At 70.1% G+C, this 26,608-nt stretch carries 27 protein-coding genes; 16 read left to right on the forward strand and 11 right to left on the reverse strand.

Going from position 1 to position 26,608, the window contains the following annotated elements; all coding sequences use genetic code 11:
* Window positions 1–25 precede the first annotated feature (25 nt).
* Entirely contained in the window at window positions 26–631 is a 606-nt protein-coding gene (gene dcd, locus QNI14_RS07020) for a dCTP deaminase (protein WP_283715787.1), read from the forward strand.
* A 6-nt stretch (window positions 632–637) separates the two neighbouring features.
* On the opposite strand, the gene QNI14_RS07025 is transcribed toward dcd, so the two are convergent.
* A complete protein-coding gene (locus tag QNI14_RS07025) occupies window positions 638–1,093 on the reverse strand; it encodes a hypothetical protein (protein WP_283715788.1) in 456 nt (151 codons plus the stop codon).
* 66 nt (window positions 1,094–1,159) lie between these two features.
* On the opposite strand from QNI14_RS07025, the gene QNI14_RS07030 reads away from it, so the two are divergent.
* The 3 genes from QNI14_RS07030 to QNI14_RS07040 all read left to right on the forward strand — a co-directional run bounded on the left by QNI14_RS07030 (window position 1,160) and on the right by QNI14_RS07040 (window position 4,136).
* The gene (locus tag QNI14_RS07030) at window positions 1,160–1,726 is read left to right on the forward strand and encodes a MarR family winged helix-turn-helix transcriptional regulator (protein ID WP_283715789.1); all 567 of its coding nucleotides are present in this window, start codon (window positions 1,160–1,162) and stop codon (window positions 1,724–1,726) included.
* 127 nt (window positions 1,727–1,853) lie between these two features.
* Window positions 1,854–3,488 (forward strand): BCCT family transporter, encoded by a 1,635-nt coding sequence (locus QNI14_RS07035; protein ID WP_283715835.1) that lies wholly within the window; start codon window positions 1,854–1,856, stop codon window positions 3,486–3,488.
* An 18-nt stretch (window positions 3,489–3,506) separates the two neighbouring features.
* Window positions 3,507–4,136, forward strand: a complete 630-nt coding sequence (locus QNI14_RS07040; RefSeq protein ID WP_283715790.1) for an NADPH-dependent F420 reductase — start codon at window positions 3,507–3,509, stop codon at window positions 4,134–4,136.
* 184 nt (window positions 4,137–4,320) lie between these two features.
* Here the strand turns inward: QNI14_RS07040 and QNI14_RS07045 are convergent, their stop codons facing one another.
* Window positions 4,321–5,754 carry an MFS transporter gene (locus tag QNI14_RS07045; RefSeq protein WP_283715791.1) on the reverse strand — a complete coding sequence of 478 codons (1,434 nt, stop codon included), beginning with the start codon at window positions 5,752–5,754 and terminating at the stop codon, window positions 4,321–4,323.
* Between the two features lie 212 nt (window positions 5,755–5,966).
* On the opposite strand from QNI14_RS07045, the gene dnaK reads away from it, so the two are divergent.
* From dnaK to QNI14_RS07065, 4 genes are read left to right on the forward strand one after another with little or no spacing between them, the layout of a single operon-like run.
* Window positions 5,967–7,829: a molecular chaperone DnaK gene (gene dnaK / locus QNI14_RS07050; protein WP_283715792.1), complete on the forward strand. Its 1,863-nt coding sequence runs from the start codon at window positions 5,967–5,969 to the stop codon at window positions 7,827–7,829.
* 2 nt (window positions 7,830–7,831) lie between these two features.
* Window positions 7,832–8,440 (forward strand): nucleotide exchange factor GrpE, encoded by a 609-nt coding sequence (locus QNI14_RS07055; protein ID WP_283715794.1) that lies wholly within the window; start codon window positions 7,832–7,834, stop codon window positions 8,438–8,440.
* Window positions 8,441–8,455: 15 nt separating this feature from the next.
* Window positions 8,456–9,442, forward strand: coding sequence for a DnaJ C-terminal domain-containing protein (locus QNI14_RS07060; RefSeq protein WP_283715795.1), 987 nt, complete (start codon window positions 8,456–8,458; stop codon window positions 9,440–9,442).
* Between the two features lie 53 nt (window positions 9,443–9,495).
* The gene (locus QNI14_RS07065; protein ID WP_283715796.1) at window positions 9,496–9,933 is read left to right on the forward strand and encodes a heat shock protein transcriptional repressor HspR; all 438 of its coding nucleotides are present in this window, start codon (window positions 9,496–9,498) and stop codon (window positions 9,931–9,933) included.
* A gap of 35 nt (window positions 9,934–9,968) precedes the next feature.
* Here QNI14_RS07065 and QNI14_RS07070 read toward each other — a convergent pair whose 3' ends face one another.
* Window positions 9,969–10,556: a hypothetical protein gene (locus tag QNI14_RS07070; protein WP_283715797.1), complete on the reverse strand. Its 588-nt coding sequence runs from the start codon at window positions 10,554–10,556 to the stop codon at window positions 9,969–9,971.
* Between the two features lie 200 nt (window positions 10,557–10,756).
* On the opposite strand from QNI14_RS07070, the gene QNI14_RS07075 reads away from it, so the two are divergent.
* Window positions 10,757–11,908 carry a glycosyltransferase gene (locus QNI14_RS07075; RefSeq protein WP_283715836.1) on the forward strand — a complete coding sequence of 384 codons (1,152 nt, stop codon included), beginning with the start codon at window positions 10,757–10,759 and terminating at the stop codon, window positions 11,906–11,908.
* A 1-nt stretch (window position 11,909) separates the two neighbouring features.
* Window positions 11,910–12,998, forward strand: a complete 1,089-nt coding sequence (locus QNI14_RS07080) for a glycosyltransferase (RefSeq protein ID WP_283715798.1) — start codon at window positions 11,910–11,912, stop codon at window positions 12,996–12,998.
* A gap of 11 nt (window positions 12,999–13,009) precedes the next feature.
* Here QNI14_RS07080 and QNI14_RS07085 read toward each other — a convergent pair whose 3' ends face one another.
* Both QNI14_RS07085 and QNI14_RS07090 read right to left on the reverse strand, forming a co-directional pair.
* On the reverse strand, window positions 13,010–13,558 hold the full coding sequence (locus QNI14_RS07085; RefSeq protein WP_283715799.1) for a hypothetical protein: 549 nt from the start codon (window positions 13,556–13,558) through the stop codon (window positions 13,010–13,012).
* A gap of 71 nt (window positions 13,559–13,629) precedes the next feature.
* Window positions 13,630–13,761: a hypothetical protein gene (locus QNI14_RS07090; protein WP_283715800.1), complete on the reverse strand. Its 132-nt coding sequence runs from the start codon at window positions 13,759–13,761 to the stop codon at window positions 13,630–13,632.
* An 89-nt stretch (window positions 13,762–13,850) separates the two neighbouring features.
* Here QNI14_RS07090 and QNI14_RS07095 point away from each other — a divergent pair, with 89 nt between their 5' ends.
* Both QNI14_RS07095 and QNI14_RS07100 read left to right on the forward strand, forming a co-directional pair.
* Window positions 13,851–14,819: a GlxA family transcriptional regulator gene (locus QNI14_RS07095; protein ID WP_283715802.1), complete on the forward strand. Its 969-nt coding sequence runs from the start codon at window positions 13,851–13,853 to the stop codon at window positions 14,817–14,819.
* Between the two features lie 61 nt (window positions 14,820–14,880).
* Window positions 14,881–17,028 (forward strand): ATP-dependent Clp protease ATP-binding subunit, encoded by a 2,148-nt coding sequence (locus QNI14_RS07100; RefSeq protein WP_283715803.1) that lies wholly within the window; start codon window positions 14,881–14,883, stop codon window positions 17,026–17,028.
* Window positions 17,029–17,116: 88 nt separating this feature from the next.
* Here the strand turns inward: QNI14_RS07100 and QNI14_RS07105 are convergent, their stop codons facing one another.
* On the reverse strand, window positions 17,117–18,442 hold the full coding sequence (locus QNI14_RS07105; RefSeq protein ID WP_283715804.1) for an MFS transporter: 1,326 nt from the start codon (window positions 18,440–18,442) through the stop codon (window positions 17,117–17,119).
* A 54-nt stretch (window positions 18,443–18,496) separates the two neighbouring features.
* Between QNI14_RS07105 and QNI14_RS07110 the strand changes: the two genes are divergently transcribed.
* Entirely contained in the window at window positions 18,497–19,006 is a 510-nt protein-coding gene (locus QNI14_RS07110; protein ID WP_283715805.1) for an ArsR/SmtB family transcription factor, read from the forward strand.
* A gap of 78 nt (window positions 19,007–19,084) precedes the next feature.
* On the opposite strand, the gene QNI14_RS07115 is transcribed toward QNI14_RS07110, so the two are convergent.
* Entirely contained in the window at window positions 19,085–19,657 is a 573-nt protein-coding gene (locus QNI14_RS07115; RefSeq protein ID WP_283715806.1) for a nitroreductase family protein, read from the reverse strand.
* A 171-nt stretch (window positions 19,658–19,828) separates the two neighbouring features.
* Here QNI14_RS07115 and QNI14_RS07120 point away from each other — a divergent pair, with 171 nt between their 5' ends.
* Together QNI14_RS07120 and rraA are read left to right on the forward strand one after the other, a co-directional pair.
* Window positions 19,829–21,154, forward strand: coding sequence for a serine/threonine-protein kinase (locus QNI14_RS07120; protein WP_283715807.1), 1,326 nt, complete (start codon window positions 19,829–19,831; stop codon window positions 21,152–21,154).
* A 91-nt stretch (window positions 21,155–21,245) separates the two neighbouring features.
* Window positions 21,246–21,713, forward strand: a complete 468-nt coding sequence (gene rraA / locus QNI14_RS07125) for a ribonuclease E activity regulator RraA (protein ID WP_283715808.1) — start codon at window positions 21,246–21,248, stop codon at window positions 21,711–21,713.
* A 133-nt stretch (window positions 21,714–21,846) separates the two neighbouring features.
* Here rraA and QNI14_RS07130 read toward each other — a convergent pair whose 3' ends face one another.
* Both QNI14_RS07130 and QNI14_RS07135 read right to left on the reverse strand, forming a co-directional pair.
* Complete coding sequence (locus tag QNI14_RS07130) at window positions 21,847–22,932, reverse strand: ABC transporter permease (protein WP_283715809.1); 1,086 nt, start codon at window positions 22,930–22,932, stop codon at window positions 21,847–21,849.
* Window positions 22,929–23,813, reverse strand: coding sequence for an ABC transporter ATP-binding protein (locus QNI14_RS07135; RefSeq protein WP_283715810.1), 885 nt, complete (start codon window positions 23,811–23,813; stop codon window positions 22,929–22,931). Before QNI14_RS07135 ends, QNI14_RS07130 begins: the two co-directional genes overlap by 4 nt.
* 211 nt (window positions 23,814–24,024) lie before the next feature.
* Between QNI14_RS07135 and QNI14_RS07140 the strand changes: the two genes are divergently transcribed.
* A complete protein-coding gene (locus QNI14_RS07140) occupies window positions 24,025–24,594 on the forward strand; it encodes an NADPH-dependent FMN reductase (protein WP_283715811.1) in 570 nt (189 codons plus the stop codon).
* Between the two features lie 46 nt (window positions 24,595–24,640).
* Here QNI14_RS07140 and QNI14_RS07145 read toward each other — a convergent pair whose 3' ends face one another.
* Window positions 24,641–25,318 (reverse strand): response regulator, encoded by a 678-nt coding sequence (locus QNI14_RS07145; RefSeq protein ID WP_283715812.1) that lies wholly within the window; start codon window positions 25,316–25,318, stop codon window positions 24,641–24,643.
* Window positions 25,315–26,574, reverse strand: coding sequence for a sensor histidine kinase (locus tag QNI14_RS07150; protein ID WP_283715813.1), 1,260 nt, complete (start codon window positions 26,572–26,574; stop codon window positions 25,315–25,317). Before QNI14_RS07150 ends, QNI14_RS07145 begins: the two co-directional genes overlap by 4 nt.
* Window positions 26,575–26,608: the final 34 nt, after the last annotated feature.

The raw sequence follows: 26,608 nt of genomic DNA on the forward strand, positions 1-26,608 counted from the left end.
CCTGCACCCCCAGTAGGCTGGCCGCGTGCTGCTCAGCGACCGCGACATCCTCGCCGACATCGACGGGGGCCGGATCGGCCTCGACCCGTGGGACCCGGCGATGGTGCAACCGTCGAGCGTCGACGTGCGTCTCGACCGCTACTTCCGGTTGTTCGACAACCACAAGTACCCGTTCATCGACCCGGCCGAAGATCAGCCCGAGCTGACACGCCTCATCGAAGTCGCGCCCGACGAGCCGTTCATCCTGCACCCGGGCGAGTTCGCACTGGGTGCGACGTTCGAGCAGATCACGCTCCCCGACGACGTCGCCGCGCGGCTCGAGGGCAAGAGCTCGCTCGGTCGACTGGGCCTCATCACCCACTCCACTGCGGGGTTCATCGACCCCGGGTTCTCGGGCCACGTGACGCTCGAGCTCGCGAACGTCGCGACGTTGCCGATCAAGCTGTGGCCCGGAATGAAGATCGGCCAGTTCTGCTTCTTCCGCCTGACCTCGCCTGCGGAGAACCCGTACGGCACCGGCTCGTACAAGAACCGCTACCAGGGGCAGCGTGGGCCGACCGCATCGCGGTCGTTCCAGAACTTCCACCGCACCGACGTCGGGACGACCGACGCCGGTGCGAAGGGGAACTGACCGCGCTCAGTCGCGCTGGGCGTGCTCGTAGCCGCGGGTGAAGCCGCGCTCGAACGCGTCGGCCATCATGGTGTGCCGGCGGTGACCGGGCCCGCGACCGTGGCCGCGGCGCCCGCACCCGTCGTGGTCGACGTCGTCGCCGTGGTGCAGGTGATCGCCATGGCCGAACTCGCCGAACCGGTGAGGTTCGCCGGGTGCCGGCATGTGGCGGGGGCCGAACCCGTGGTGGTGCCGCGGGCGATCGGGCATGGGCTGCGAGGCATCCCAGCCGAGCTCCGCCGCGATGGCATCGAGCGCGCGCTGCAGCACCTCGAGGTCGCCCTCGCCGAGGGCGCCGACGATGCGCGCGCCCAGCGCGTCGCTGCCGCCGTGCGTCGCCACGTGGCGCTCGCGGCCGATCAGACGGCCGACGAGCAGGAGCTGCTGGTCGATGGACAGGGGGGTGTTCGATGCATCCGTCATGGTGCGTCCTTTCGTGCGATCGTCGATCGCGAGTAGTTGTCATATGGCATGTATATGCATGGTGACATGGAATTCAACTCCATGTCAAGCGACATGTATCTTTGGATGGTGACCGAACCGGATGCCGACCTCGATGCACTCCTCGCCGCACTCTCGCGCGTCCGTGGTCGTGGGCCGCGCCTGCACGGCGACCACGGCCACGATGGCCCGCACGGCCACCCCGGCCGCCACGCCGGCCCACCCTGGCTACGCGGAGAGCACCCGCACCCGTTCGGGCCGCACGCGCGGCTGGGCGGCGCGCCCGCCAGGATGCGCCTGCTCGACGTGCTGACGGCCGCCGACGGGCCGATGAGCGTCAGCGACCTCGCCGCCGCGATCGGCGTCGATCAGCCGCGGGCATCGCGCCTCGTCCAGCAGGCGGTGGAGCTCGGGCTCGTCGCGCGCGAAGCCGACCCCGCTGACGCGCGTCGCACGCGCATCGCCCTCACCGCCACCGGTCGCGGTCGAGTCGGCGCATTCCGCGACGAGCGGCGCGACCGCCTCTCTCGCGCGCTGGCCGAGTTCAGCGCGCAAGAGCGCGCCGACCTCGTCCGCCTCGTCGGCAAACTCGCCGCATCCTGGCCCCAGGACTGAGCGACTACCACAGGGCCCGGCAAGGTCGCCATAGGTGGCCGGATGCCGCCCGGTTTGCGAACCTGGAACGGTGAGCACCGAAACGTCGTCCTCCGAAACCCCCACGCGCACGGCCCGTTTCGGCCAGATGAGCACGATCGCCCGATGGGTCTTCTGGCCGGCGGCCGGTGTGATCCTCGCCTTCAGCCTGTTCGCGATCATCTTCCCGGCGCCCGCCGAGGCGTTCTTCGGCGCGATCCAGACCTCGATCGTCAACGCCTTCAATTGGTATTACGTGCTCATCGCGGCATTCTTCGTCGCCTTCGCCGTCTTCATCGGCTTCAGCCGGTTTGGGGACATCAAGCTCGGCAAGGACGACGACAAGCCCGAGTTCTCGCTCGGCGCCTGGTTCGCGCTCCTCTTCGCCGCCGGCATGGGCATCGGGCTCGTGTTCTACGGGGTCAGCGAGCCGCTCAGCCACTTCGTGACGCCGCGCCCCGGCGTCGAGGGCACGCCCGCGCAGCTCGCGCAGGGGGCGCTCACGCAGACGTATCTCCACTGGGGTGTGCAGGCCTGGGCGATGTACGTCGTCGTCGGTGTCGCGCTTGCCTACGCGATCCACCGGCGCGGACGCCCCATCTCCATCCGCTGGACGCTTGAGCCGCTGCTCGGTAAGCGCGTGCGCGGCACGACCGGCAACGTCATCGACGCCGTGGCCCTCGTCGGGACCGTGTTCGGGGTCGCCACGTCCCTCGGCCTCGGGGTGACGCAGATCGGCTCCGGACTGTCGGCGATCGGTGTGCCCGAGCTGAACGAGTTCGGCCAGATCGGCCTGATTTTCGTGATCTCGCTGTTCGTGCTGGCATCCGTGATCTCCGGTGTGACCAAGGGGATGAAGTGGCTCTCGAGCTTCAACCTGATCCTCGCGGGGCTCCTGCTCGTCTTCCTCCTCGTCGTCGGCAACACGGAGTACCTGCTCCGCGAGTGGGTGCAGTCGATCGGCGCGTACATCCAGAACTTCGTCGGCCTGTCGTTCACCGTGAGCGCCTTCCAGGGCGCCGCGGGCGAAGAGTGGCAGGCGTCGTGGACCTCGTTCTACTGGGGCTGGTGGATCTCGTGGGCACCCTTCGTCGGCATCTTCATCGCCCGAGTCAGTAAGGGCCGTACGGTCCGACAGTTCGTCGCGGGTGTGCTGCTCGTCCCCACCCTCGTCGGCATCCTCTGGTTCGCCGTCCTGGGCGGCTCCGCGCTGCTGCTCGAGCTCACCGAGCCGGGGTCGATGCTCACTCCCGATGGCGAGGTCGATCTGCAGGGTGCGTTGTTCCAGCTCTTCGCGAACCTCCCGGCCGGCGCGGTCCTCACCGTCGGCGCCATCATCCTGATCGCCGTGTTCTTCATCACTTCGGCCGACTCCGGCGCCCTCGTCATGGGCATGATCGCCTCCGGCGGGAACCCCGAGCCGAAGCGATGGGTGCGCGTGTTCTTCGTCGCGCTCACGGCGGTGCTCGCCAGTGCGCTGCTGCTCGCAGGCGGTCTCACGGCCCTGCAAACCGCCGCGATCCTGATCGCGCTGCCGTTCTCCGTCGTGATGCTGCTCATGTGTTGGTCGACGGTCGTCGCGTTCCAACGCGAGCGCGCCGCGTACGCGCGCGCCGAGCGAAAGCAGTTCGTCGCCGACATCGGCGAGCACTACGGCCTCGAAGTCGAAGAGCCCAACGAACGCGGCATCCGGTTCCCCTGGCTCCGCGGACGCGACCGAGGTGACGGGAATGCGGGCGCCTGAGCCGCGTTGCACCCACGCATGACACGTGTGGGAATCATCGGCGCAGGACACATCGGATCGACGCTCGCGAAGGGCCTCGTCGCGCGCGGCTACGACGTCGCGATCAGCAACTCGCGCGGGCCTGAGACCCTGGCGGAGCTCGCGGCGGACATCGGCGCGCAGGCCATGACACCGACGGATGCCGCCGCCTTCGGCGACTGGGCCGTCGTGACGGTCCCGATGCAGGCGATCGACACGCTGCCGGTCGCGGAGCTCGCAGGCAAGACCGTCGTCGACACCAACAACTACTACTGGGAGCGCGACGGTCGCATCGAGGCGCTCGAGGCGAAGCAGACCACGACCTCGCAGCTGCTGCAGGAGCGGCTGCCGGAGTCGGCCGTCGTGAAGGGCTTCAACCACATCATGGCGTCGCAGATCCTCACCGACGGCAGCCCGGCCGGCACCGACGGGCGTCGCGCGCTCGCCACCGCGAGTGACGCCGACGACGCCGTCGCGTTCATCACCGCGCTGTACGACGAGTTCGGCTACGACACCGTCAACATCGGTGCGCTCGCCGACAGCTGGCGCGTCGAGCGCGATCAGCCCGCGTACGTCGTCGCGCAGACCGCCGACGAGCTGCGCGCCAATCTCGCCCGCGCGGAGCGCTGACCGGGCGGGGTGGTGCGGCGTCGGCGCGCCCGCAGGGCCCCGACGCCGCGGCATCCATCATCGAGAGAACATCTCCTCGCCGAGGGAACGGGGTGCAGCCGTTCCCTCGTCCGCGGGGTGTTCTCTCGCGGGCGGTGGAGCGGATGCCGTGCCGAGTGGATGCCGCGGGCGCGGCATCCACTCATCAAGTGCGGGAGGGCGTCGGGAGCTTCACGAACAGCAGCATGACGAGGCCGATCAGCAGGATGAGGCCGATGCCGAGCACGCCGTAGACGATGCCCCCGAACCACGCGAGGAAGAGCGACCACGCCAGCGGCGAGAGGAACGAGGCCACACGGCCCGTCGTGGCATAGAGGCCGAAGATCTCGCCCTGGTTGCTCTCGGGGGTGAGGCGGGTGAGCAGGCTGCGGCTGGCAGCCTGCGCGGGGCCCACGAAGGCGCAGAGCAGCAGGCCGCAGACCCAGAAGATGATCGTGCCGAGGTCGCGGAGCGCGAAGACGATGAACGCCATCGCGACGAGTCCGGTGAGCGTGATGATGATGAGGCGCCGCGGACCGATCTTGTCGTCGAGGCGGCCCGCGAGGATCGTCGAGACGCCGGCGACCAGGTTGGCGGCGAGTCCGAACGCGATCACCTCGAGGAACGAGAACCCGAAACCCTGCGCCGCCAGCACCGCGCCGAATGCGAAGACGCCGGCGAGGCCGTCGCGGTAGACCGCCGCCGACAGGAGGAACCAGAACGTCGGACGGTTGGTCTGGAACAGTCGCTTCAGGTGCTTCGCGAGGACGACGTACGACCGGAAGAAGCCGACCGGCACCGGTCCGCCGTAGGCGGGGGACTCGGGGACGTTCCGGAAGAGCGGGATCGAGAAGACGAGGGTCCACACCGCGCAGACCACCGCGACGATCTTGTAGGCGAGCGGGTTGTCCTGGCCGAGGCCGAACAGGACCGGGATGCAGGCGATCAGCGCGACGACGCCGCCGATGTAGCCGAGGCCCCAGCCGAGCCCCGAGACGCGGCCGACCGTCCTCGGCGTCGAGACCTCGGAGAGCATCGCGTAATAGCTGACATTTCCGATCTCGGAGATGACGGCGCCGATCGCGACCGCGAGCGCGCCGAACCAGAAGTACATCGGGTCGGCCTCGACGAAGAAGAGCGAGAACTGCGCGAGGGCGACGGCGAGCGTGGCGCCGATGATCCACTTCTTCTTGCTGCCGCGGGCATCGGCCTGCTGCCCGAGCACCGGGGCGACGAGGAGGATCAGGATGCCGGCGGCGAAGTTCGCCCACCCCCACCACTCCGAGAGGTCGGTGAGGCCCTGGCAATACGCGCTGCCGAGGTTCGCCGACTCGTTGCAGTTCAGGTACGAGCCATCGGCGAGGAGGCCGGACTCACGCACCGCGGGATCGAGGAACTGACGCGAGGTCAGGTAGAGCGCGATCCACACGAACGTGAGGATCACGGTGTTGAACGGCTGCATCGCCCAGTCCCACATCGCCCACGAGTACACGCGCTTCCGCGGGATCTCGCGCTCGGGCAGGTCCTGGAAGATGACGGGCAGTGCCCCACTGTCGGCGGTCGCGGGAACCTCGGGCGTACCGCCGGTGGTGTTCGTCATGAGCCGCACTTTAGCGCGCCGTGCGGGCGCGCCGGTGAAGCGCGGTGGTCATGGGCCCGGGTGCGCGGCATCAGCTCGCTGGAAAGTTGATATGAGTCGACTCAACATGGTTTGACACTCGATTTCGACGGAGCTAACGTTGAGTCAACGCGGCTCAGGTTGCCGCGGCAGACTTCAGATCCGGTCTGGATCCGCACACGAAGGAGACACACATGGCACGTGCAGTGGGAATCGACCTCGGAACGACCAACTCGGTCGTGAGCGTCCTCGAGGGTGGCGAGCCGAAGGTCATCGCCAACGCCGAAGGCCTGCGCACCACCCCGTCGGTGGTCGCATTCACGAAGGACGGCGAGGTGCTCGTCGGCGAGACCGCCAAGCGCCAGGCCGTCACCAACGTCGACCGCACGCTGACCTCGGTCAAGCGTCACATGGGCACCGACTGGAAGACCCAGGCGATCGACGGCAAGAACTACACGCCGCAGGAAATCTCGGCCCGCATCCTCCAGAAGCTCAAGCGCGACGCCGAGCAGTACCTGGGCGACACCGTGACCGACGCGGTCATCACCGTCCCCGCCTACTTCAACGACGCCGAGCGTCAGGCCACGAAGGAAGCCGGCGAGATCGCCGGCCTCAACGTGCTCCGCATCATCAACGAGCCCACCGCCGCGGCCCTCGCGTACGGCCTCGACAAGGGCAAGGAGGACGAGCTCATCCTCGTCTTCGACCTCGGTGGCGGCACGTTCGACGTCTCCCTCCTCGAGGTGGGCAAGGACGACGACTTCTCCACGATCCAGGTGCGCGCCACCGCCGGTGACAACCGCCTCGGCGGTGACGACTGGGACCAGCGCATCGTCGAGTACCTCATCAAGCAGTTCAAGGACACGACCGGCGTCGACGTCTCGAGCGACAAGATCGCCCTCCAGCGTCTGAAGGAAGCGGCTGAGCAGGCGAAGAAGGAGCTGTCCTCGTCGCAGTCGGCCTCGATCAACCTGCCGTACCTCTCGCTCACCGACTCGGGCCCGGTCTCGCTGTCGGAGACGCTCAGCCGCGCGAAGTTCGAGGACCTCACCAAGGACCTGCTCGACCGCACCAAGAAGCCGTTCGAGGACGTCATCCGCGAGGCCGGCATCAAGGTCGGCGACATCGACCACGTCGTGCTCGTCGGTGGTTCGACGCGTATGCCCGCCGTGAGCGAGCTCGTGAAGAAGGAAGCCGGCAAGGAGCCCAACAAGGGCGTGAACCCGGACGAGGTCGTCGCCGTCGGCGCCGCCCTGCAGGCCGGTGTCCTCAAGGGTGAGCGCAAGGACGTGCTGCTCATCGACGTCACCCCGCTGAGCCTCGGTATCGAGACCAAGGGTGGCATCATGACCAAGCTCATCGAGCGCAACACGGCGATCCCGACCAAGCGCAGCGAGACCTTCACCACGGCCGACGACAACCAGCCGTCGGTCGCGATCCAGGTCTTCCAGGGCGAGCGCGACTTCACCCGCGACAACAAGCCGCTCGGCACCTTCGAGCTCACCGGCATCGCACCGGCGCCCCGCGGCGTGCCGCAGGTCGAGGTCACCTTCGACATCGACGCCAACGGCATCGTCCACGTGTCCGCCAAGGACAAGGGCACCGGCACCGAACAGTCCATGACCATCACCGGCGGCTCGTCGCTGGCGAAGGAGGACATCGAGCGCATGGTGCGCGAGGCCGAGGAGCACGCCGCCGAGGACAAGAAGCGCCGCGAGGCCGCCGAGGTCCGCAACCAGGCCGAGACGCTCGCGTACTCCGTCGACAAGCTCATCGCCGACAACGCGGACAAGCTGCCCGAAGACGTGAAGACCGAGGTCCAGGCCGACGTCGACGCGCTCAAGACGGCGCTCGCCGGCGACAACGACGACACGGTCAAGGACGCCTTCGACAAGCTGAACCAGTCGCAGGGCAAGCTCGGCGAGGCGATCTACGCGCAGAGCCAGGCCGACGCCGCGCAGGCACCGACCGACGCGCCCGAGGGCGAGCAGGCGGCATCCGCTGATGAGGACGTCGTCGACGCCGAGGTCGTCGAAGACGAGGACGAGAAGAAGTAATCATGGCCGACAAGGACTTCGAGAAGCCGGACGACGGCGACGAGGTCCTCGGCGCGGAGGGGTCGGAGGCGAACGCTTCCGACCCCGCCCCGCAGGGGGACCAGGCCGAGACGGATGCCGCGGACGAGCTGACGATCGAGGACATCCTCGGCGCGGCGCAGTCCGACGAGGCCGCCGTCGCGGACGCGCCCGAGGAGGAGCACGACCTGTTGCTCGACCTCAAGCGCGTGCAGGCCGAGTACGCCAACTACCGCCGCCGCACCGAGGACCAGCGCGAGGTCGAACTCGCCCGTGCCAAGGGCTCGGTCGCGAAGGGCCTGCTGCCCGTGCTCGACGACCTCGACCGTGCCGAGAAGCACGGCGACCTCACCGAGGGCAGCGCGCTGTCGGCGATCGCCGAGAAGCTCCGCGGCGTCGTGACCCGTCTCGGCGTCGAGCGCTACGCCGCCGCCGGTGACGCGTTCGACCCGCAGCAGCACGAGGCGATCTTCCAGGCGCCGACCCCCGGGGTGACCGAGCCGACGATCCTCGAGGTCGTCGAGACCGGCTACCGCCTGGGCGACATCGAGCTGCGCCCGGCGAAGGTCGTCGTCGCCGTTCCGGCCGAGTAACGGGGAGGAGGGGCAATGGCCAGTCAGGACTGGTTCGACAAGGACTTCTACAAGGTCCTCGGTGTGTCCAAAGACGTCTCCGACGCAGAGCTGAAGAAGACGTACCGCAAGCTGGCGCGCACCTACCACCCCGACTCGAACGCGGGGGATGCCGCGGCCGAGGCGAAGTTCAAGGAGATCAGCGAGGCGTACTCGGTGCTCAGCGACACAGAGCGCCGCACCGAGTACGACCAGCTGCGCGCGATGGGCTCGGGGAGCGCACGCTTCGCGCCCGGTGCCGGCGGCGGCGGGTTCGAGGACGTGTTCAGCAGGTTCTCGCCCGGCGGCGGTGGACAGCAGGCCGACTTCGACGACCTGTTCGCGATGTTCGGCCAGCAGGGGCGGCCGTCGGGCTTCGGTTCGGGCCGCTTCGGGCAGTCGACGGGCGGCTTCCGCGGATTCGGTGGGCCGCAGCGCGGCGCCGACGTGACTGCGCGGACGACGCTCGACTTCACCACCGCGGTGAAGGGCGACACGATCACGCTCCAGGGCGACGACGGCAAGCCGCTCAAGATCAAGGTGCCCGCCGGTGTCTCGGACGGGCAGAAGATCCGCCTGCGCGGTAAGGGTCGTCCGTCGCCCGACGGCGGCGAGTCCGGTGACATCGTGCTGTCGGTGTCGGTGCGTCCGCACCCCGTGTTCACGCGCGACGGGCTGAACCTGCGGGTGTCGGTGCCGGTGTCCTTCACCGAGGCCGTGCTCGGCGCGACGATCGAGGTGCCCACCCTCGGCGGCGAACCGGTCAAGCTCCGTGTCGCACCCGGCACCCCTTCTGGCCGCGTGCTGCGCGTCAAGGGTCGCGGTGTCGAGACGTCGAAGGGCACCGGCGACTTGCTCGCCGAGGTTCAGGTCGCGGTGCCGACGCACCTCGACGGCCCGGCACGGGAGGCGCTGGAGCGCTTCGCCGAGCTCGAGCCCAAGGAGAACCCGCGGGCCGACCTCATGTCGAAGGCGCGCGACTGACGCTTTCCGGTCTGGGGACTGACAGACTGCCCGTGAGAGGAGGGGCGAGCGACATGGCTGACGAACAGCTCGACGAGGACGCACCGATCTTCGCGATCACCGCGGCCGCCGAACTCGCCTCGATGCACGCCCAGACGCTGCGGCAGTACGACCGGATCGGACTCGTCGTCCCCGGTCGTACCCGCGGCGGCTCGCGCCGCTACTCACTGCGCCACATCCGCCAGCTCCGCGAGGTCGCCCGGATGTCGGCGGAGGGCATCAGCCTGCCGGCGATCGCCCGCATCCTCGAGCTCGAGAATGAGGTCACCGCGCTCCGCCGCGAGGTCCGCGCGCTCGAGCGCCAGCTGCGCACCGAGGTGCAGCAGCGTCCTGGTGCGCGCGTGTTCGCCGCCGGCGCGAGCGGCGCGGTGGTGACGCTCCGCCAGGGCGCGCGCGTCCGCCGCGCCACCGAGGTGGTGCTCTACCGCCGTCCCGAGCTCGACCAGGACTGACGGCCGGCGAGTGGATGCCGCGGCGCGGCTTCCACTCAAGCGGGATCGATGCGCAGCGTCGTCGACTCGCCCGCGGTGAGGTCGTCGACCAGTCGGAGCGACCGGGCGAGCTCGTCGACGGCGGGGAGGACCGTGCCGAAGCGTTCGCGGTCGGGGATGACGGCGGTGAGCGTCACGAGGTGCGTGCCGGTGTCCCACGTGTAGCTCGCGAACGGCGTCTGCCGCTCGTTCGGCGGCAGCGGCATGACGAGCTTCTCGCCGACGCCGAGCGGCGAGCCGGTGAAGTTCTCGGTGTCGTCGTACTCGATGGGCATCGTGGCCCGCGCGACCCGCAGCTGCGGCGTGAGTTCCTGCACCTGCGCCATGACGACGAGCAGCTCGGGGTCGCTCCTCCACACCCACGCGAGCACGCGCCCGTCGGCCCGGCGCATCAGCGCGGGGAGGGCCTGACTCATCGCCCACGCGGCGACCCGGCTGCCGGCGACGTCGCGGCCGAACGCGGTGTTCGCCTGCGTCAGCAGCATCCCGATCGCCTTCTTGCGGGCGCGGCGACCGCGCAGCCCGAACGAGCCGGTGATGGGGACCCAGCGGTCCGGGTCAGCGTGCGCGAGAAGCCTGGCCATGTCGTCAGGCTACGGCGCGCCGATGCGGCCCGGCTGACAGAAAACCGCCCTGTGGGAGAATTGGACATCGGCAGCGCCGCGACCACCGGCCGCGCCACACGCGCAGACCCCGCGCCACACCGACGCACAGATAGGCCCGCACCGTGACCGTGACGCCCTCGGACGTTCCCGCGCCGACCCCCCGCCCGCTCACCATCGTGATGGCCGCAGACACCTTCGCGCCCGACGTGAACGGCGGCGCGCGCTTCACCGAGCGGCTGTCCGCCGGCCTCGCTGGCCGCGGCCACGAGGTGCACGTCGTCACGCCGAGCGTCGGCTACCGCAACCACGGCGTCTTCACCGAGCACATCGAAGACCAGGACCTCATCGTCCACCGCCTCCCCGGCGTGCGGTGGGCGCCGCACGACTGGCTGCGGTTCGTGTGGCCGTGGCGTGCCAAGCACTACGCGCGGCGCATCCTGAGCGAGGTCAAGCCCGACGTGGTGCACAGCCAGTCGCACATCGTGATCGGCCGGGGACTCACTCGGATCGCCCGGCAGCGCGGCATCCCCGTGGTGGCGACGAACCACATCATGGCCGACAACATCCTCGACTTCACGCTGCTGCCGAAGTTCCTCTACGACGTGTTCCTGAAGCTCGCGTGGGCCGACGCGGAACGCACCTTCAAGATGTCGCGCGCGGTCACGACCCCCACCCGCAAGGCGGCGGAGTTCCTCGAGGCGACGATCGACATCTCGGGCGTCGTGCCGATCAGCTGCGGCATCGACAAGCGCAACTACACCCCCGACCGCACGCCCCGCAAGCACTCGCGCGTGCTGTTCGTCGGCCGTCTCACGACCGAGAAGCACGTCGAGGTCGTTCTCCAGGCGATCGCGAAGCTCGCCCCGGAGCTTCCCGACATCACGTTCGACGTCGTCGGCGGTGGCGACCAGCGCAAGAACCTCGAACAGTGGACCGAGCGCTTGAACCTCGGCGACCGGGTCACCTTCCACGGCCGGGTCGACGAGGCGACGCTTCGCGCCTCGTACGGCAAGGCCGACGTCTTCGCGATCGCCTCGGTCGCCGAGCTCCAGTCCATCGTCACGATGGAGGCGATGGCTTCGGGCCTGCCCGTCGTCGGCGCGAACGCCGTCGCACTGCCGCACCTGATCCACGATGGCGAGAACGGCTACCTGTTCGAGCCGGGTGACGTCGACGACCTCGCCGACAAGCTCCGCCGGGTGCTCACCGCGCCGCAGGAGGAGTACGACCGCATGCAGCAGGCGTCGCTCGACGGCATCGAGGTGCACGACATCGAACGCACCCTCGATACGTTCGAGAAGCTGTACCGGGGCGAGCCCCTCGAGCGCTGACATGCGGCTGTTCTTCGACGCGCGCTACATCCGCACCGACTTCCACGACGGCATCAGCCGATACTCGGCAGAGCTGGCGGGCGCGGTCGCCGCGGCGGGCGCTGACGTCACCTTCCTCATTCACGACGAGGCGCAGCGCCGGTTCCTGCCGACGGATGCCGCGGTGCTGAAGATCCACGCACCGACCTCGGCGCGCGAGCCGTTCACCGCGCTGCTGCTGAACCGCCACCGGCCCGACGTCGTCTTCTCGCCGATGCAGACGATCGGCTCGGCGGGCCGGAGGTTCAAGCTGATCCTCACGCTGCACGACACGATCTACTACCGGCACCGCACGCCGCCGCGGAACCTGCCGTGGCCGGTGCGCATCGGCTGGCGGCTGTTCCACCTGTCGTACTGGCCGCAACGGCTCACGCTGAACGCGGCCGACCTCGTCGCGACGGTCAGCGAGACGAGCGCCGCCCAATTCGCCGCGGTCCGCCTCACGAAGCGGCCGGTCGTCGTGATCCCGAACGCGCCGCAACGCCTCGCCGAGCTGCTGCCGGACGGCGTCGCGGTCGGCACGGGCCCGGTGCGCAACCTCGTCTACATGGGCTCGTTCATGCGGTACAAGAACGTCGAAGTCCTCGCCACCGCGATGCGCCAGCTGCCCGAGCACACGCTGCACCTGCTGTCGCGGATCTCACCCGAGCGCCGGGCCGAGTACGCCGCCCTCGCCGGTGGCGGCCGGCTCGTGTTCCACAACGGGGTGACGGATGCCGCGTACGCGGCGCTCCTCGCCGACGATGCCGCCCTCGTCACGACGAGCCTCGACGAGGGCTACGGGTTGCCGGTGGCCGAAGCGCTCGAGCTCGGCGTGCCCGCAGTGGTGACCGACATGCCGATCTTCCGGGAGGTCGCGGGGGACGGCGCGCTGTACGTCGACCCGCACGACCCTGCCGCCGTCGTCGCGGCGGTCCGCTCGCTGGACGAGCCCGGTGTGCGGGAGCGCCTCGTCGAGGCCGGCACCGAGCACATCCGCACGTTCGACTGGGGCCGCTCCGCGGCGACGCTGCTCGCCGCGGCATCCGATCTGGTCGACCGGCGCGACTGAGCGGGCGCTGCTCAGAAGTATGCGCCGCCCGTGAGGGCGAACGACACCAGGAAGCCCATCACCGTCGAGACGACGACGGCGATACCGAGGCCGATCCCGATCGCGCCGGGCAGCAGCCCGGGACCGCGGCGGCGTGTCGCGACGGCGCCGAGAATGATCGCGGCCGACCCGACCAACAGCGCGGCGAATGAGCTGATGCCGCTGATGATGCTGGCCTGCGCGTACGCGAACGTCGCGTAGTACGTCGAGTACAGCAGCGGCGTGAACGCGCCGAAGATCGCGGGCAGCAGGCCCACGATCAGTGCCATCAGGCCGAGCCCGCGACCGGATGCCGCGGGTGCCGGGTGGTGCGGCGCCGCGGCATACGGCTGGCCGGGGTACGGCTGGGGCGGCTGCCCGTATTGCGTGTGCGCGACGGCGGGTGGCTGGCCGTACGGCGGTTGCGCCGGATACTGCGGGGGCTGCTGACCGTACGGCTGTGCGGGCGGCTGGCCGTACGCGTGCGGCGGCGTGGGTTGTGCGTACGGCTGGGGCTGCGGGTCGCTCGTGGGGTCGGTCATGGCGCTCCTTCCGGCGCGCCGAGTCTAGGGGGCGGTTCGGCCGCGCCGGAAGCGTTCGTGCCTGTTCCGGGTCAGGGGAAGCGGGGTCGGTCGGGGCGGGTGGGGACGGCGCGGTACCCGTCGCGGGTGACGGTGCGGAACGATCCGGCGACCGCCGCGAGGACGGCGCCGAGGAGGGCGATGAAGACGATGAGTGCGGTCATGGCAGAAACGCTATGCTTGTCTCGATCCTGCCAAAAGTGGCAGGGATGCCAGTGTTCGCAGGAAATCTGCCACGGCACGAGGAGGAACCATGCTCACCACCGTCGCGTGCGTCGTGTTGCCGGGCTTCGCGCCGTTCGAGTTCGGGCTCGCCTGCGAGGCCTTCGGGCTCGATCGCAGCGACGAAGGCATCCCGAACTTCGACTTCCGCATCGTGACACCCGAGCCCGGCGTCGTCCCGAGCAACCTCGGATTCTCGATCAACGTCGAGCACGATCTGTCGTTCGCCGAGACGGCCGACCTCGTCGTGGTGACGCCCATTCCGCGGTCGGCGTGGGACGCGCCCGACCCCCGCGCCCTCGAGGTCGTCCGGCACGCGGTCGAGCGCGACGCGTGGGTGCTGACGGTCTGCAGTGGCGCGTTCGTCGTCGCGGCATCCGGTGTCCTGGCCGGAAAGCGCGCGACCACGCACTGGCGATACGCCGACACGATGGCACGGATGTACCCCGACATCGAGGTCGACCCGAACGTGCTCTACGTGCAGGACGGTCGCGTTATCACGAGCGCCGGCACCGCGGCGGGGCTCGACGCGTGTCTGCACCTGCTGCGGCTCGAACTCGGCGCCGAGGCGGCGAACATCATCGCCCGACGCATGGTCGTCCCGCCGCAGCGCGACGGCGGGCAGGCGCAGTTCATCGCCGCCCCGCTGCCGGTCACGACGTCGCTCTCGCTCGCGCCGGTCACCGACTGGATGCTCGAGAACCTGCGGCTCGACCTCTCGGTCGACCAGCTTGCCGCGAAGGCGCACATGTCGCCGCGGACCTTCGCCCGCCGATTCAAAGCCGACCACGGCACGACGCCTGCGGCGTGGCTCGGGCGGCAGCGGATCTTGCACGCGCAGCGGCTGCTCGAGCAGACCCAGCTCGGGCTGGACGCGATCGCATACGAGTGCGGCTTCGGCTCGGCGGCGGTGCTGCGGCAGAACTTCTCGCGCGTGCTGGGCACGACGCCGACGGCGTACCGCGCGCGCTTCGCCTGCGTCGACGAAATGGCTTCGTAGTCTCGACACTGCGTGCTAAAGTTGAGCGTAAGCGACTCAACTTTTCAACGGGAGCATCACGATGAACGCACAGCCGGCAGCCGGGCAGGAGGAGCCGCAGAGCGCCCTCGAGCAGTTCGGCATCAACCTCACCGACCGCGCCCGGCAGGGCAAGCTCGACCCGGTCATCGGCCGCGACAGCGAGATCCGCCGCGTCAGCCAGGTGCTCACCCGACGCACGAAGAACAACCCCGTGCTCATCGGCGAACCCGGCGTCGGCAAGACCGCCGTCGCCGAGGGGCTCGCACAGCGCATCGTCGCGGGCGACGTCGCCGAGTCGCTCAAGGACAAGGAACTCATCTCGCTCGACATCTCGGCGCTCGTCGCCGGCGCGATGTACCGCGGCCAGTTCGAGGAGCGCCTCAAGAGCGTCCTCAAAGAGATCACCGAGTCCGACGGGCGCGTCATCACGTTCATCGACGAGCTCCACACGCTCATGGGCGCCGGTGGCGGCGAGGGTTCTGTCGCGGCATCCAACATGCTCAAGCCCATGCTCGCGCGCGGCGAACTCCGCCTCATCGGTGCGACGACGCTCGACGAGTACCGGGAGTTCATCGAGAAGGATGCCGCGCTCGAGCGCCGCTTCCAGCAGGTGTACGTCGGCGAGCCGAGCGTCGAAGACACGATCGCGATCCTCCGCGGCCTCAAGGAGCGGTACGAGGCGCACCACAAGGTGACGATCTCGGACGGTGCGCTCGTCGCCGCTGCGGCGCTCTCGAATCGCTACATCCCGTCGCGGCAGCTGCCCGACAAGGCCATCGATCTCATCGACGAGGCGGCGTCGCGGCTGCGCATGGAGATCGACTCGAGCCCCGTGGAGATCGACGAGCTGAAGCGACAGGCCGACCGGATGCGACTCGAGGAGTTCGCGCTTGAGAAGGAGAAGGACGCCGCGTCGCAGGAGCGCCTCGCGGCCCTGCGCGAACAGCTCGCAGCGGTGCAGCAGCAGCTCGACGAGCTGCAGGCCCGGTGGGAGCGCGAGCGCGCGTCGCTCAACGCCGTCGGTGACTACAAGACGCGCTTGGATGCCGCGCGCGTCGAGGCCGAGCGTGCGCAGCGCGAGGGCGACCTCGAGCGGGCGTCGCGGCTGCTGTACGCCGAGATCCCCGCACTCGAGCGGAAGCTCGCCGAGGCCGAGAGTGCCGAGCAGTCCGGCGACGCCGCCGCGCGGATGGTCGGCGATCGCGTCACCGAAGAGGACATCGCCGACGTGATCGCGGCGTGGACCGGCATCCCGGTCGGAAAGCTCCTGCAGAGCGAGTCATCGCGTCTGGTGCACCTTGAAGCCGAGCTCGGTAAGCGCCTCATCGGGCAGCGGGCCGCCGTGAAGACGGTGTCGGACGCGGTGCGCCGCTCGCGCGCCGGCATCAGCGACCCGAACCGGCCGACCGGATCGTTCCTCTTCCTCGGGCCGACCGGCGTCGGCAAGACCGAGCTGGCGAAGGCGCTCGCGGAGTTCCTCTTCGATGACGAGCGGGCGATGGTCCGCGTCGACATGAGCGAGTACGGCGAGAAGCACTCGGTCGCCCGCCTCGTCGGTGCCCCTCCCGGGTACGTCGGCTACGAGCAGGGCGGCCAGCTGACCGAAGCGGTCCGTCGCCGCCCCTACTCGGTGGTGCTGCTCGACGAGGTCGAGAAGGCGCACCCCGAGGTGTTCGACGTGCTGCTGCAGGTGCTCGACGACGGCCGGCTCACCGACGGGCAGGGGCGCACGGTCGACTTCACGAACACGATCCTGATCCTCACGTCGAACCTGGGGTCGGGCGTGCTCATCGACCCGACGCTGTCGGACGAGGTGCGACGCGAGCAGGTCATGGCCATGGTGCGGCAGGTCTTCCGACCCGAGTTCCTCAATCGGCTCGACGACATCGTCATGTTCCAGCCGCTCGACGAGTCCGACCTCGCGCAGATCGTCGAGCTCGCGGTCGACGCGCTGCAGCGGCGGCTCCGCGATCGCCGGCTCACGCTCTCGGTCACGCCCGACGCGCGTGCCTGGCTCGCCGAGCGAGGCTACGACCCGCTGTTCGGTGCGCGGCCGCTGCGCCGGCTCATCCAGTCCGAGATTCAGGACCGCCTCGCGATGGCGCTGCTCTCGGGCGGCATCCACGACGGCGACACCGTCCGCGTCGACGTCGCGGTCGACGGGTCGGGTCTCGCGCTGAGCGTGTGAACCTGCGGCATCCCGTTCCCGGTCCGTTTACGCACGATTTCTGGGGTTCTGACGGCTCGGATAACGCCCGATACCGTTCGTAAACGGACTAGTCGGATGCCGCGGCGGGCAGATCGCGGCGCCAGAACGGGCCGATCACCACGAAGGCCGCCGACAGCAGCGCGCCGACCGAGCCGATCCAGAGGGTCGCGGTCGTGCCGAGCCACGTGCCGAGACCGCCGGCCAGCAGTGCTGCGATGGGCATGACGCCCCACACGCAGAAGCGGATCGAGGCGTTCATCCGCCCGAGGAGGCGCTTCGGGGTGATCCGCTGGCGGAACGTGACCTGCGTGATGTTGTAGACCAGCACCGCGAAGATCATCAGGAAGTTCTGCACGATCAGCAGGGGCACCGCGATCTGCGGCACGGCCGCCGCGACCGGCAGGATGAGCGCGACGACCGAGAACATGATCGCGCTGAGCGGCACCGCCCGCGCCTCGCCGACCCACTTCACGATGTGCGCCGTCGCGAACGCGCCGGCGAGTCCGCCGAGCGAGCCGGCCATGAACACGAACCCCATCACCTCGGGCGAGAGCCCGAGCGTGCGCAGGATGAAGATCGGGACGAGCGTGAACGTCAGGGTGCTGAAGAAGTTCGACACCGTGGTCGTCGCGACGATGCGCCGCAGGTAGGGGTTGCCGAACACCCAGGCGAGCCCCTCCCGAATCGACCGGACGAGCGGGTCGTGCGACCCCTTCGGTGCGACGACCTCGGTGTCGCGGGTGCGCAGCAGCGCGACCAGCGACACGAGGTAGGTGACCGCGGTGACGAGGATCGCGAACGGCGCCGTGATGAGGCCGATGAGCCAGCCGCCGGCCGCGGGGCCGGCGATCCCGGCGAGCTCCTGCGTCGCCTGCAGCTTGCCGTTCGCGTCGGCGATCTGGTCGTCGCGCACGAGCGACGGGACGATGCTCTGATACGAGACGTCGAAGAACACGGTCGCGACACCCATGACGAGCGCGACGACGACCATGTGCCAGATCTCGAGTACGCCCGCCCACCACAGCAGGGGGAGTGCGGCCAGGGCGACCGCGCGCACGAGGTCGGCCCAGATCATCACGTGGCGCTTGCGCATCCGGTCGATCCACGCGCCGGCGGGGAGTCCGATGAGCAGGAACGCCGCGGTGCCGGCCGCGTTCAAGACGCCCACTTCGAACTCGGTTGCGTGCAGCAGCAGCACCGCGAGCACCGGGAGCGCGAGCTCGGTGATCTGCGCCCCGAACTGGCTGAGCGCCTGCCCGCCCCACATCGTGAGGAAGTTCCCGTCGCGCCAGAGTCCCCGCTTCGGGGTCGCCTCGTGGGCGGGCGGGTCGAGCTCGTCGAACGGCTGCGGGCCGGGCTCCGGTGCGGCATCCGGTCCGAGTGATTGGGACATGTCGATCAGTCTGCGCGGTGTGATTGGGCTTTGTCAATCGCATACGATGTGCGCATGACCGACGAGACGGACGAAGCGGATGCCGCGGCCATCGCGCGCGCGCTCAGCTCGCCGCTGCGGCTGCGCATCCTCCGCTTCTGCGCGTTCGACTCGCGCACGAACAAGGAGCTCGCCGAACTCCTCGACATGAACCCCGGCACGATGCTGCACCACGTCCGCACTCTCGTGGACACGGGGCTACTCGTCGCCGAGGACGCACGTGCCGGTGCGCGCGGCGCCCGCGAGGTGCCGTATCGCGCGACGGGGAAGTCGTGGCGGGGTCCGCGGTTGCCGAACCAGTCGATCGTGCTGCTCGAGACGATGCGGCAGCAGCTCGAAGCGGTCGACCCCGAAGACGTCGACGCGACCTGGCTCGGTCTGCGGCTGAACGCCGAGCATCTTGCGGAGCTCGAGCAGCGGCTCTACGGCCTGCTGCAGGAGTTCAAGGAGCGCGGGCCCGACGACGACGGCGACCCGTACTCGCTGGTCACCGTCCTGCACCCGGACTTCAATCCGCGCGCCTGACGCCCGTCCGTTTACGCACGACTTTTGCGGCTTCGGAGCACCTGATAACGCCGAAATCCGTTCGTAAACGGACGGGGGTCAGTCGTCGAGGAGGACGGAGTCTGACACCGGGCGGCGGGTGCGGGGTGCGGCTTCGCGCTCGCGCATCTGCTCCGACGCGGCAGCGATGTCACCCAGGGCGCCGACCGCGGTCACGGTGAGCGGGCGAAGGTCTGCCGGCAGATCGAACGACGCCGACAGGCGGTCGGCATCGAACCCGCCCATCTGGTGCGTGACGAGTCCCGCGGCGTGCGCCTGCACCGTGAAGTGCGCGGCCGCCTGGCCGGTGTCGTACGCCGCCCAGCGGAGCGGCTTGCCGCCCTGTTCGGTCGCGGCGACGAAGACGACCAGAGCCGCGGCATCCGGTGCCCAGCCCTGATTGAACCCGATCAGCGCGTCGACGATCTTCGCGTGCGATGCCGTGCCGCGGCGCGCCACGATGAACCGCCAGGGCTGCGTGTTCGACGCCGACGGCGACCATCGCGCAGCCTCGAGCGCCGACGCCAGCGCCTCTTCGTCGATCGGGGTGACCGGATCGAACACGCGGGTGCTCCACCGCTCGGTGAGCACGTCGAGGATCGGACGGTCGGTGGTCGCGGCACGGTCGAGCATGGGTCTCCAGGAGGGGATCGGGGTGCTTCCATTCAACCTGAGGTTGTGCGGGGCGGGGCCGGCGGCGTCATCGCAGGACACGCAGGAGCGCTCGCGGACGCCACGTCAAGACCGGGGATCCCACGGCCGTCAGGCGGTAACGTCGGGGCGACCCGATCGAAGGATGCCGCCATGCCCACCGACCACGAGCGCCCGGCCGAGCCGCTGCTCGACGGCCGCTACCGCCTCGGCGACCTCGTCGGCGAGGGAGGCATGGCACGCGTCTACCGCGCTGAGGACACGAGTCTCGGCCGGACGGTCGCGCTCAAACTGATCCGCCCCGGGCTCGAGGGGATGGCCGTCCCCGAACGGGCCCGCAGCGAGACGACGGTCCTCGCCTCGCTGAACCACCCCTCGCTGGTCACGCTGTTCGACGCCCGCCTCGTTCCGGGGCAGCCCGAGTACCTCGTCATGGAGTTCGTCGACGGCCCGACGCTCGCCGACCGGATCGCCGCCGGACCGCTGCCGTCGAGGGAAGTCACCGAGCTCGCAGCCGAGCTCGGTGAAGCGCTCCACGTCGTCCACGCGTCGGGTGTCGTGCACCGCGACCTCAAGCCGTCCAACGTCCTGTTCGCGCAGTCGCACGTCCCCGGCGGGCGCGCGCGTGCGAAGCTCGCCGACTTCGGCATCGCCCTGCTCCTCGACACCGCCCGGGTCACCTCGCCCGGCACCGTCATCGGGACCGCCGCGTACCTCGCGCCCGAGCAAGTCCGCGGCGCCGAGCCCGCCGCAGCCGCAGACATCTACGCGCTCGGGCTCGTGCTGCTCGAAGCGCTCACCGGCCGACGGGCGTACCCGCAGTCGGACAGCCTCGGCTCGGCGCTCGCCCGGCTCAGCACGCCGCCCGACATACCGGCATCCCTCGGCCCGGGATGGGTCGACCTGCTCGGCCGCATGACGGCGGCGGAACCGTCGGCGCGGCCGACCGCGCTGGAGGTCGTGCGCGCGGCAGAGGCGCTGAATGGGCGAGTGGATGCCGCGGGCTCGATCCCCGGCGCGACGGGTGCCGCAGCAGCGGGCGCCGCGGAGACGCCGACTGTCGCAGTGGGTGTGCCCGACGATGACGCACCGACCCGTCGGTACACCGAGGCGGTGCCGCCGGCTCCCGCGCCCGCGGGCCAGGGCGGTGCTCGCGTAGCGAAGCGCCGACTGCCCGTCGCCGCCGTCGCGGCTTTCGCTGCGGTCGCCGTGGTCGTCGCCGTTGTCGTGTGGACGATCGGCGCGAGCATGGTGTCGAGCCCGGCGACTCCGTCAACGCCGCCCACGGTCGTCTCGCCTGCCGCCACGCCGGCGGCACCGTCGCCGGAGGTGACGCCGGAGCTGACCGAGGCCGAGCGGAAGGCTGCCGAGAAGGCGGCCAAAGACGCGAAGAAGGCCGCCGAGGAAGCCGAGAAGGCAGCGAAAGAGGCCGAGAAGCAGGCGAACCGCGACAAGCGCGGGCCGAAGGACGACGACTGACCCGCCCGATCCTCCGACCTGCGGAATTCCGGTCGATCTTCTGCGCACCGGTTCGACGTGAGGGTCGCGACGGCGATCTAGCGTGGCGGGCATGGGCATCGCGACGGCAGACCTGTACGACGAGCGCGGCGACGACCTCGCGTCGATTCCGACACAGTTCCTCGATCTCGGCGGACGACTCGCGTTCGACGGCCTGGTGCGGACGATCCGCTGCCACCGCGACAACGGTCTCGTGAAGCAGGTGCTCGGCACGGCGGGTCACGGCGCGGTGCTCGTCGTCGACGGTGGCGGATCGCTCGAGTCCGCGCTGATGGGCGACCTCATCGCGGCATCCGCCGTCGAGCACGGCTGGGCGGGCGTCGTCATCGTCGGCGCGGTGCGCGACCGGGTCGCCCTCGCGGCGCTGCCCCTCGGAGTCAAGGCGCTCGGGTCGAACCCGCGCAAGAGCGCGAAGGACGCCGTCGGCGAGGTGGACGTGCCCGTGGTGATCGGCGGCGTGGTCGTCCGACCCGGCGCGCACCTGTGGGCAGACGCCGACGGCGTCCTCGTCGAGCGCTGACCCCGCCGGTAGACGTTGTGCACGCCGCGCCCCGCACACGCGGGCGCCGGGGCACAGTGGCGCCCCGGCACCCGGGTGCCCAGACGCGACGGTGCCCCGCCACCCGGAAGGGCGGCGGGGCACCGGAGCGCGCTCAGCGGGTGAGGGCCTCGCGCAGCTTCACGCGGCCGCCCATGCGCAGCAGGGAGTTCTCGTAGATCTTCGCGCCCACGAGGATCGCCGCGATGCAGGTGGCGAGCATGACCACGAGGGCCAGCAGCGGCTCCCACCACTGCGCTTCGCCGACGAAGATCCGCACGGGCATACCGACGGGGGCAGAGAACGGCACGTACGACATGATCGTCAGCACGACGGGGTTGTCGTTGAAGAAGATCACCAGGAAGTACGGCGCCATCACGAGGTAGGTCAGCGGCGTGATGGTCGCGCCGATGTCCTCCTGCCGCGACACCATCGCGCCGGCCGCGGCGAACAGGGCGGCGAGCAGCACAAAGCCGAACAGGAAGAACACCGCGAACCAGGCGATCGCGCCGCCGAGTCCCGCGAGCAGGAAGTCCTGCCCGGTGACGGTGAGTCCGACCGTGGCGATCGCCGCCGTGCCCACGATCTGCCCCATGGCGAGGATCGTGTTGCCGAGTACCTTGCCCGCCAGCAGCGCCCGCGTCGGGATCGCCGAGATCAGCAGCTCGACGACACGCGTCTGCTTTTCTTCGACGACACTGGTGGCGATCGTCGTGCCGAACATGAACGCCGCGGCGAAGAAGACACCGCCGAACGCGATCGCGATGATGTAGCGGAGGAACCCGTCGGTCCCCTCGGGGTTCAGGATCTCGACCTCGGGCGCGATGCTCAGCGACTGCAACAGCGTCGTCGACGGCGCACCGTCGAACACGACCACGTAGCCGATCGGGCCGTCGCCGCCCTCGATGACGGCGGCATCCACGTCGCCTGCGGCGACCAGGTCGCGGGCTTCATCAGCGGATGCCGCTTCGGTCACGTCGAATGTGTCGAGACCTTCCACGGTCGCGGCGGTGCCGGACGTGACGGCGATCGGGGTGCGGTTGTCGGCCCCGGCGGCGAACCCGCCCCAGAGCACCGCCGCGAGGATGATCGCGAACATGATGCCGGTGGAGATGAGGAACGACTTGCTCCGCAGCTTCGAGCCGAGCTCGCGCTCGGTGACGAGCCAGACGCTCTGGCCGAACGAGGGTGACGTGTTCATCGGATGACCTCCGTGAAGATCTGGGCGAGGGTGGGGCGGCGGGGGGAGAAGCTCGTGACGTCGCCGGCGGCGACGGCGCGCTGGAGGACGCGCTGGGCGGTCTCGTCGGTGTCGGCGTCGAAGAGGGCGAAGCCGCCGTCGAACTCGAGCACCTCGACGCCCGGTTCCTCGCGCAGCCAGCCCGCGTCGGTCGCCGACACGAGCTCGTAGCGGCGTGTGGCGTGCTCCTCGCGGAGTCCGTCGCGGGTGCCGGCGGCGCGCACGGTGCCGCCCGCGATGATGACGAGGTCGTCGCAGAGGCGCTCGACGACGTCGAGCTGGTGTGACGAGAACAGCACCGAGGTGCCCTGCGCGGCGCGTGCCTGCAGCACGCCGGCGACGACGTCGACGGCGATCGGGTCGAGGCCCGAGAACGGCTCGTCGAGGATGAGCACCTGCGGGTCGTGGACGAGCGCCGCGGCGATCTGCGCGCGCTGCTGGTTGCCGAGCGAGAGGGTCTCGACGTTGTCGTCGAGGCGCTCGCCGAGCCCGAGTTCTTCGAGCAGCGCGGTCCCGCGGGTGGTGGCATCCGCCTTCGAGAAGCCGTGGAGACGGGCGAGGTAGACGATGTGCTCGAGCACCTTCATCTTCGGGTACAGGCCGCGCTCCTCGGGCATGTAGCCGAAGCGGCGGCGGTCGGCGGCGGTGACCGGGGCGCCGTCGAGGGTGACCTCGCCGGCGTCGCGGGCGAGCACGCCCAGGATGATCCGCATCGTCGTGGTCTTGCCGGCGCCGTTGCCGCCGACGAAGCCGGTCAGCCGGCCGGGCGCGACGTCGAACGCGACGTCGTCGAGCACGCGGCGGGTGCCGTAGCTCTTGGTGATCCCGCTGAGGTGCAGCATCGTTCCTCCTCGTCATCCGGCCGCGGTGCGACCTCGTGCTTCCACGCTATTGACGGGAATTGGCGCGATCCTCCCCCGGGCGGATGATTCCGGGCACCCGCCGCGCGGGGGAGGCGAAGTGCATACGTGGGAATGGTTCCGGCGATCGACGCGTTGCCGAGAAGCGGATGCCACGGCCTGCGGCATCCGCTCGCTTCACACTGGAGGATTCATGACCGACCGCACCATCGGCTACATCGTCGGCAGCATCTCGTCGACGTCGATCAACCGCAAGCTCGCGAAGGCGCTCGCACGCCTGGCCCCCGAGGGCACGACGCTGGTGGAGATCCCGATCGCGGACCTGCCGTTCTACTCCGTCGACCTCGACGGCGACTTCCCCCAGGCGGCGGTGGACTTCAAGCAGGCGATCGCCGACGTCGACGGCGTGATCATCGTGACCCCCGAGTACAGCCGCTCGATCCCCGGTGTGCTCAAGAACGCGCTCGACTGGGCTGCCCGCCCGTACGGGCAGAACGCCTTCGACCACAAGCCGACCGCCGTCATCGGCACCTCGGGCAGCCCGATCGGCACCGCTGCCGCGCAGCAGCACCTCAAGGCGATTCTCAGCCACTTCAACGCGCCGACGCTCGGCCAGCCCGAGGGCTTCGTGCAGAGCACGCCCGGCCTGTTCTCGGACGAGGGCGAGGTCATGAACGACGCGACCGCTGGCTTCCTCGTCGGTTACCTCGAGGCGTTCGGCGCGCTCGTCGACCGCTACGCGAGGGTGCCCTCGGGCGTCTGACCCGCGGGTCGGGGTTCGGTGGCGCCGAGGTGTCGCCGGGCCCCGCTCAAGCGAGCCCGTACCGGTGCGCGTAGACGACCGCCGCGACGCGGTCGCGCGCACCGAGCTTCTGCAAGACGTTCGAGACGTGCGTCTTCACCGTCGCCTCGCCGATGAACAGCTGCTGCGCGATCTCGCCGTTGCTCATCGCCTGCGCCAGCAGTCGTAGCACCTCGGTCTCGCGCTCGGTCAGCTCGACCGCGAGCGGCGGTGCCGGTTCGACGGATGCCGTGGGCTCCGCCTCGACGGGCACCGGTGCCGCCCCGCCGTCGGCGAAGCGCTCGATGACGCGCTTGGTGACGGTCGGCGACAGCAGTGCGTCGCCGCCGTGCGCGACGCGGACCGCGGCGGTGAGTTCCTCGGGACCGGCGTTCTTCAGCAGGAAGCCGCTCGCTCCCGCCGCGAGGGCCTGGAAGAGGTAGTCGTCGCGGTCGAAGGTCGTCACGATCACGACCGCCGACGGGATGCCGCCGCCGACGATCCGGCGCGTGGCTTCGAGGCCGTCCATGTCGGGCATCTGCACGTCCATGCAGATGACGTCGGGGCGTAGGGATGCCGCGGCGTCGATCGCCGCCTGCCCGTCGCCGGCCTCGCCGACGACCTCGATGTCGCCCGCGGCTTCGAGGATCATGCGGAATCCGGCGCGCATGACGGCGTGGTCGTCGACCAACAGGACCCGGATCACGTGTCAGCCCCGACCGTGGCGGGTCGCGAGAGCGGCACCCGTGCTCGTACGAGGAAGCCGCCGCGGCCGCGCGCGCCGGCCTCGACCGTCCCACCCGACGCGGCGGCGCGCTCGCGCATGCCGACGAGCCCGAGTCCGGCTCGACCCGAGATCGGGGCGCGTCCGGTGTTGGCGACTTCGAGTTCGACGGCGTCGGCGTCGTAGCGGACGCGCACGTCTGCGGTCGCGCCGGGTCCGCCGTGGCGCCGAGCGTTCGTCAGCGCCTCCTGCGCGATGCGGTACAGGTTCACCTGGACGAGCTCCGACGGTTCGATGGGTGTGCCGACGACCGAGAGCGTGGTCGGCAGCCCGTTGGCGGTGGCGTGCTCCGTCAGCTCGGAGAGCGCGGACAGCCGAAGCGTCGACCCGCCGGGTGCATCGGCGTCGGGCGTGCGGAGCGTCTCGAGCAGCTGGCGTAGTTCGGTGAGCGCATCGCGCGCGGCCGTCTCGATGCCGGCGAGCGCCGATTTCGCGGCATCCGGATCGCGATCGAGCACCGTGCGGGCGGCACCCGCCTGCACGCCCATCGCCGAGACGTGGTGGGCGACGACGTCGTGCAGCTCGCGGGCGATGCGCACCCGGTCGAGCGCGACGGCCTGGGCTGCGGTGAGTTCGCGTTCGCGCTCGAGTTCGGCGGTGCGCGCCTCGAGCTCGGCGCGTTCGACGGCGCTCGTATAGGCGCGCTCGCCGAACATGTAGGCGCCGCCGAAGAACGCGATGTTGATGAGGAACTGCAGCATCGCGAACGCGACGAAGGGCGAGAACGGGCCCTCCTGCGAGAAGCCGTTGTCGGGGGATGCCGCGGCCTGGAACATCGACACGAGCAGCCACACGAGCATCGCGATGATCACGATCACGCGGACGATGGCGGCCCGGCGGCGGTCGGCGACCCAGGCGCCCACGGTGTACATCGCGATGAAGATCGCCACGTTGCCGACGTAGACCTCGGGGATCTGCAGCGAGACGCCGACGAAGTACGCGCTCGACACGGCGATCAGCACGATCGACGGGAACCGGCGTCGCAGGACGAGGGGGAGCGTGAGCGCGGCGGCGTACACGAGGCCCCACCACAGGTCGGGGTGCTCGCCGCCGTAGACACCGGACGTACTGCCGAGCGCAGTGCTGAGGATGCCGGCGACAAGCATGCCCGCGGCGAGCCACGCGTCCGCGCGGAGCTCGGCGGGCGTGGCGGCGCGGCGGAGGGACGAGACCGTCATCCCTCCACGGTAGGGGGAGCGGTGCGGACGCGGC

The sequence above is a fragment of the Microbacterium dauci genome, from assembly GCF_030065535.1.
In the GTDB taxonomy this organism is placed as follows: Bacteria; Actinomycetota; Actinomycetes; order Actinomycetales; family Microbacteriaceae; genus Microbacterium; species Microbacterium dauci.

Coding starts and splice junctions, on each gene's coding strand:
- QNI14_RS07025 (WP_283715788.1), bottom strand. CDS start 1,093: ATGACGGATGCATCGAACACCCCCCTGTCCATCGACCAGCAGCTCCTG.
- QNI14_RS07030 (WP_283715789.1), top strand. CDS start 1,160: ATGGAATTCAACTCCATGTCAAGCGACATGTATCTTTGGATGGTGACC.
- QNI14_RS07035 (WP_283715835.1), top strand. CDS start 1,854: ATGAGCACGATCGCCCGATGGGTCTTCTGGCCGGCGGCCGGTGTGATC.
- QNI14_RS07040 (WP_283715790.1), top strand. CDS start 3,507: ATGACACGTGTGGGAATCATCGGCGCAGGACACATCGGATCGACGCTC.
- QNI14_RS07045 (WP_283715791.1), bottom strand. CDS start 5,754: ATGACGAACACCACCGGCGGTACGCCCGAGGTTCCCGCGACCGCCGAC.
- dnaK (WP_283715792.1), top strand. CDS start 5,967: ATGGCACGTGCAGTGGGAATCGACCTCGGAACGACCAACTCGGTCGTG.
- QNI14_RS07055 (WP_283715794.1), top strand. CDS start 7,832: ATGGCCGACAAGGACTTCGAGAAGCCGGACGACGGCGACGAGGTCCTC.
- QNI14_RS07060 (WP_283715795.1), top strand. CDS start 8,456: ATGGCCAGTCAGGACTGGTTCGACAAGGACTTCTACAAGGTCCTCGGT.
- QNI14_RS07065 (WP_283715796.1), top strand. CDS start 9,496: ATGGCTGACGAACAGCTCGACGAGGACGCACCGATCTTCGCGATCACC.
- QNI14_RS07070 (WP_283715797.1), bottom strand. CDS start 10,556: ATGGCCAGGCTTCTCGCGCACGCTGACCCGGACCGCTGGGTCCCCATC.
- QNI14_RS07075 (WP_283715836.1), top strand. CDS start 10,757: ATGGCCGCAGACACCTTCGCGCCCGACGTGAACGGCGGCGCGCGCTTC.
- QNI14_RS07080 (WP_283715798.1), top strand. CDS start 11,910: ATGCGGCTGTTCTTCGACGCGCGCTACATCCGCACCGACTTCCACGAC.
- QNI14_RS07085 (WP_283715799.1), bottom strand. CDS start 13,558: ATGACCGACCCCACGAGCGACCCGCAGCCCCAGCCGTACGCACAACCC.
- QNI14_RS07090 (WP_283715800.1), bottom strand. CDS start 13,761: ATGACCGCACTCATCGTCTTCATCGCCCTCCTCGGCGCCGTCCTCGCG.
- QNI14_RS07095 (WP_283715802.1), top strand. CDS start 13,851: ATGCTCACCACCGTCGCGTGCGTCGTGTTGCCGGGCTTCGCGCCGTTC.
- QNI14_RS07100 (WP_283715803.1), top strand. CDS start 14,881: ATGAACGCACAGCCGGCAGCCGGGCAGGAGGAGCCGCAGAGCGCCCTC.
- QNI14_RS07105 (WP_283715804.1), bottom strand. CDS start 18,442: ATGTCCCAATCACTCGGACCGGATGCCGCACCGGAGCCCGGCCCGCAG.
- QNI14_RS07110 (WP_283715805.1), top strand. CDS start 18,497: ATGACCGACGAGACGGACGAAGCGGATGCCGCGGCCATCGCGCGCGCG.
- QNI14_RS07115 (WP_283715806.1), bottom strand. CDS start 19,657: ATGCTCGACCGTGCCGCGACCACCGACCGTCCGATCCTCGACGTGCTC.
- QNI14_RS07120 (WP_283715807.1), top strand. CDS start 19,829: ATGCCCACCGACCACGAGCGCCCGGCCGAGCCGCTGCTCGACGGCCGC.
- rraA (WP_283715808.1), top strand. CDS start 21,246: ATGGGCATCGCGACGGCAGACCTGTACGACGAGCGCGGCGACGACCTC.
- QNI14_RS07130 (WP_283715809.1), bottom strand. CDS start 22,932: ATGAACACGTCACCCTCGTTCGGCCAGAGCGTCTGGCTCGTCACCGAG.
- QNI14_RS07135 (WP_283715810.1), bottom strand. CDS start 23,813: ATGCTGCACCTCAGCGGGATCACCAAGAGCTACGGCACCCGCCGCGTG.
- QNI14_RS07140 (WP_283715811.1), top strand. CDS start 24,025: ATGACCGACCGCACCATCGGCTACATCGTCGGCAGCATCTCGTCGACG.
- QNI14_RS07150 (WP_283715813.1), bottom strand. CDS start 26,574: ATGACGGTCTCGTCCCTCCGCCGCGCCGCCACGCCCGCCGAGCTCCGC.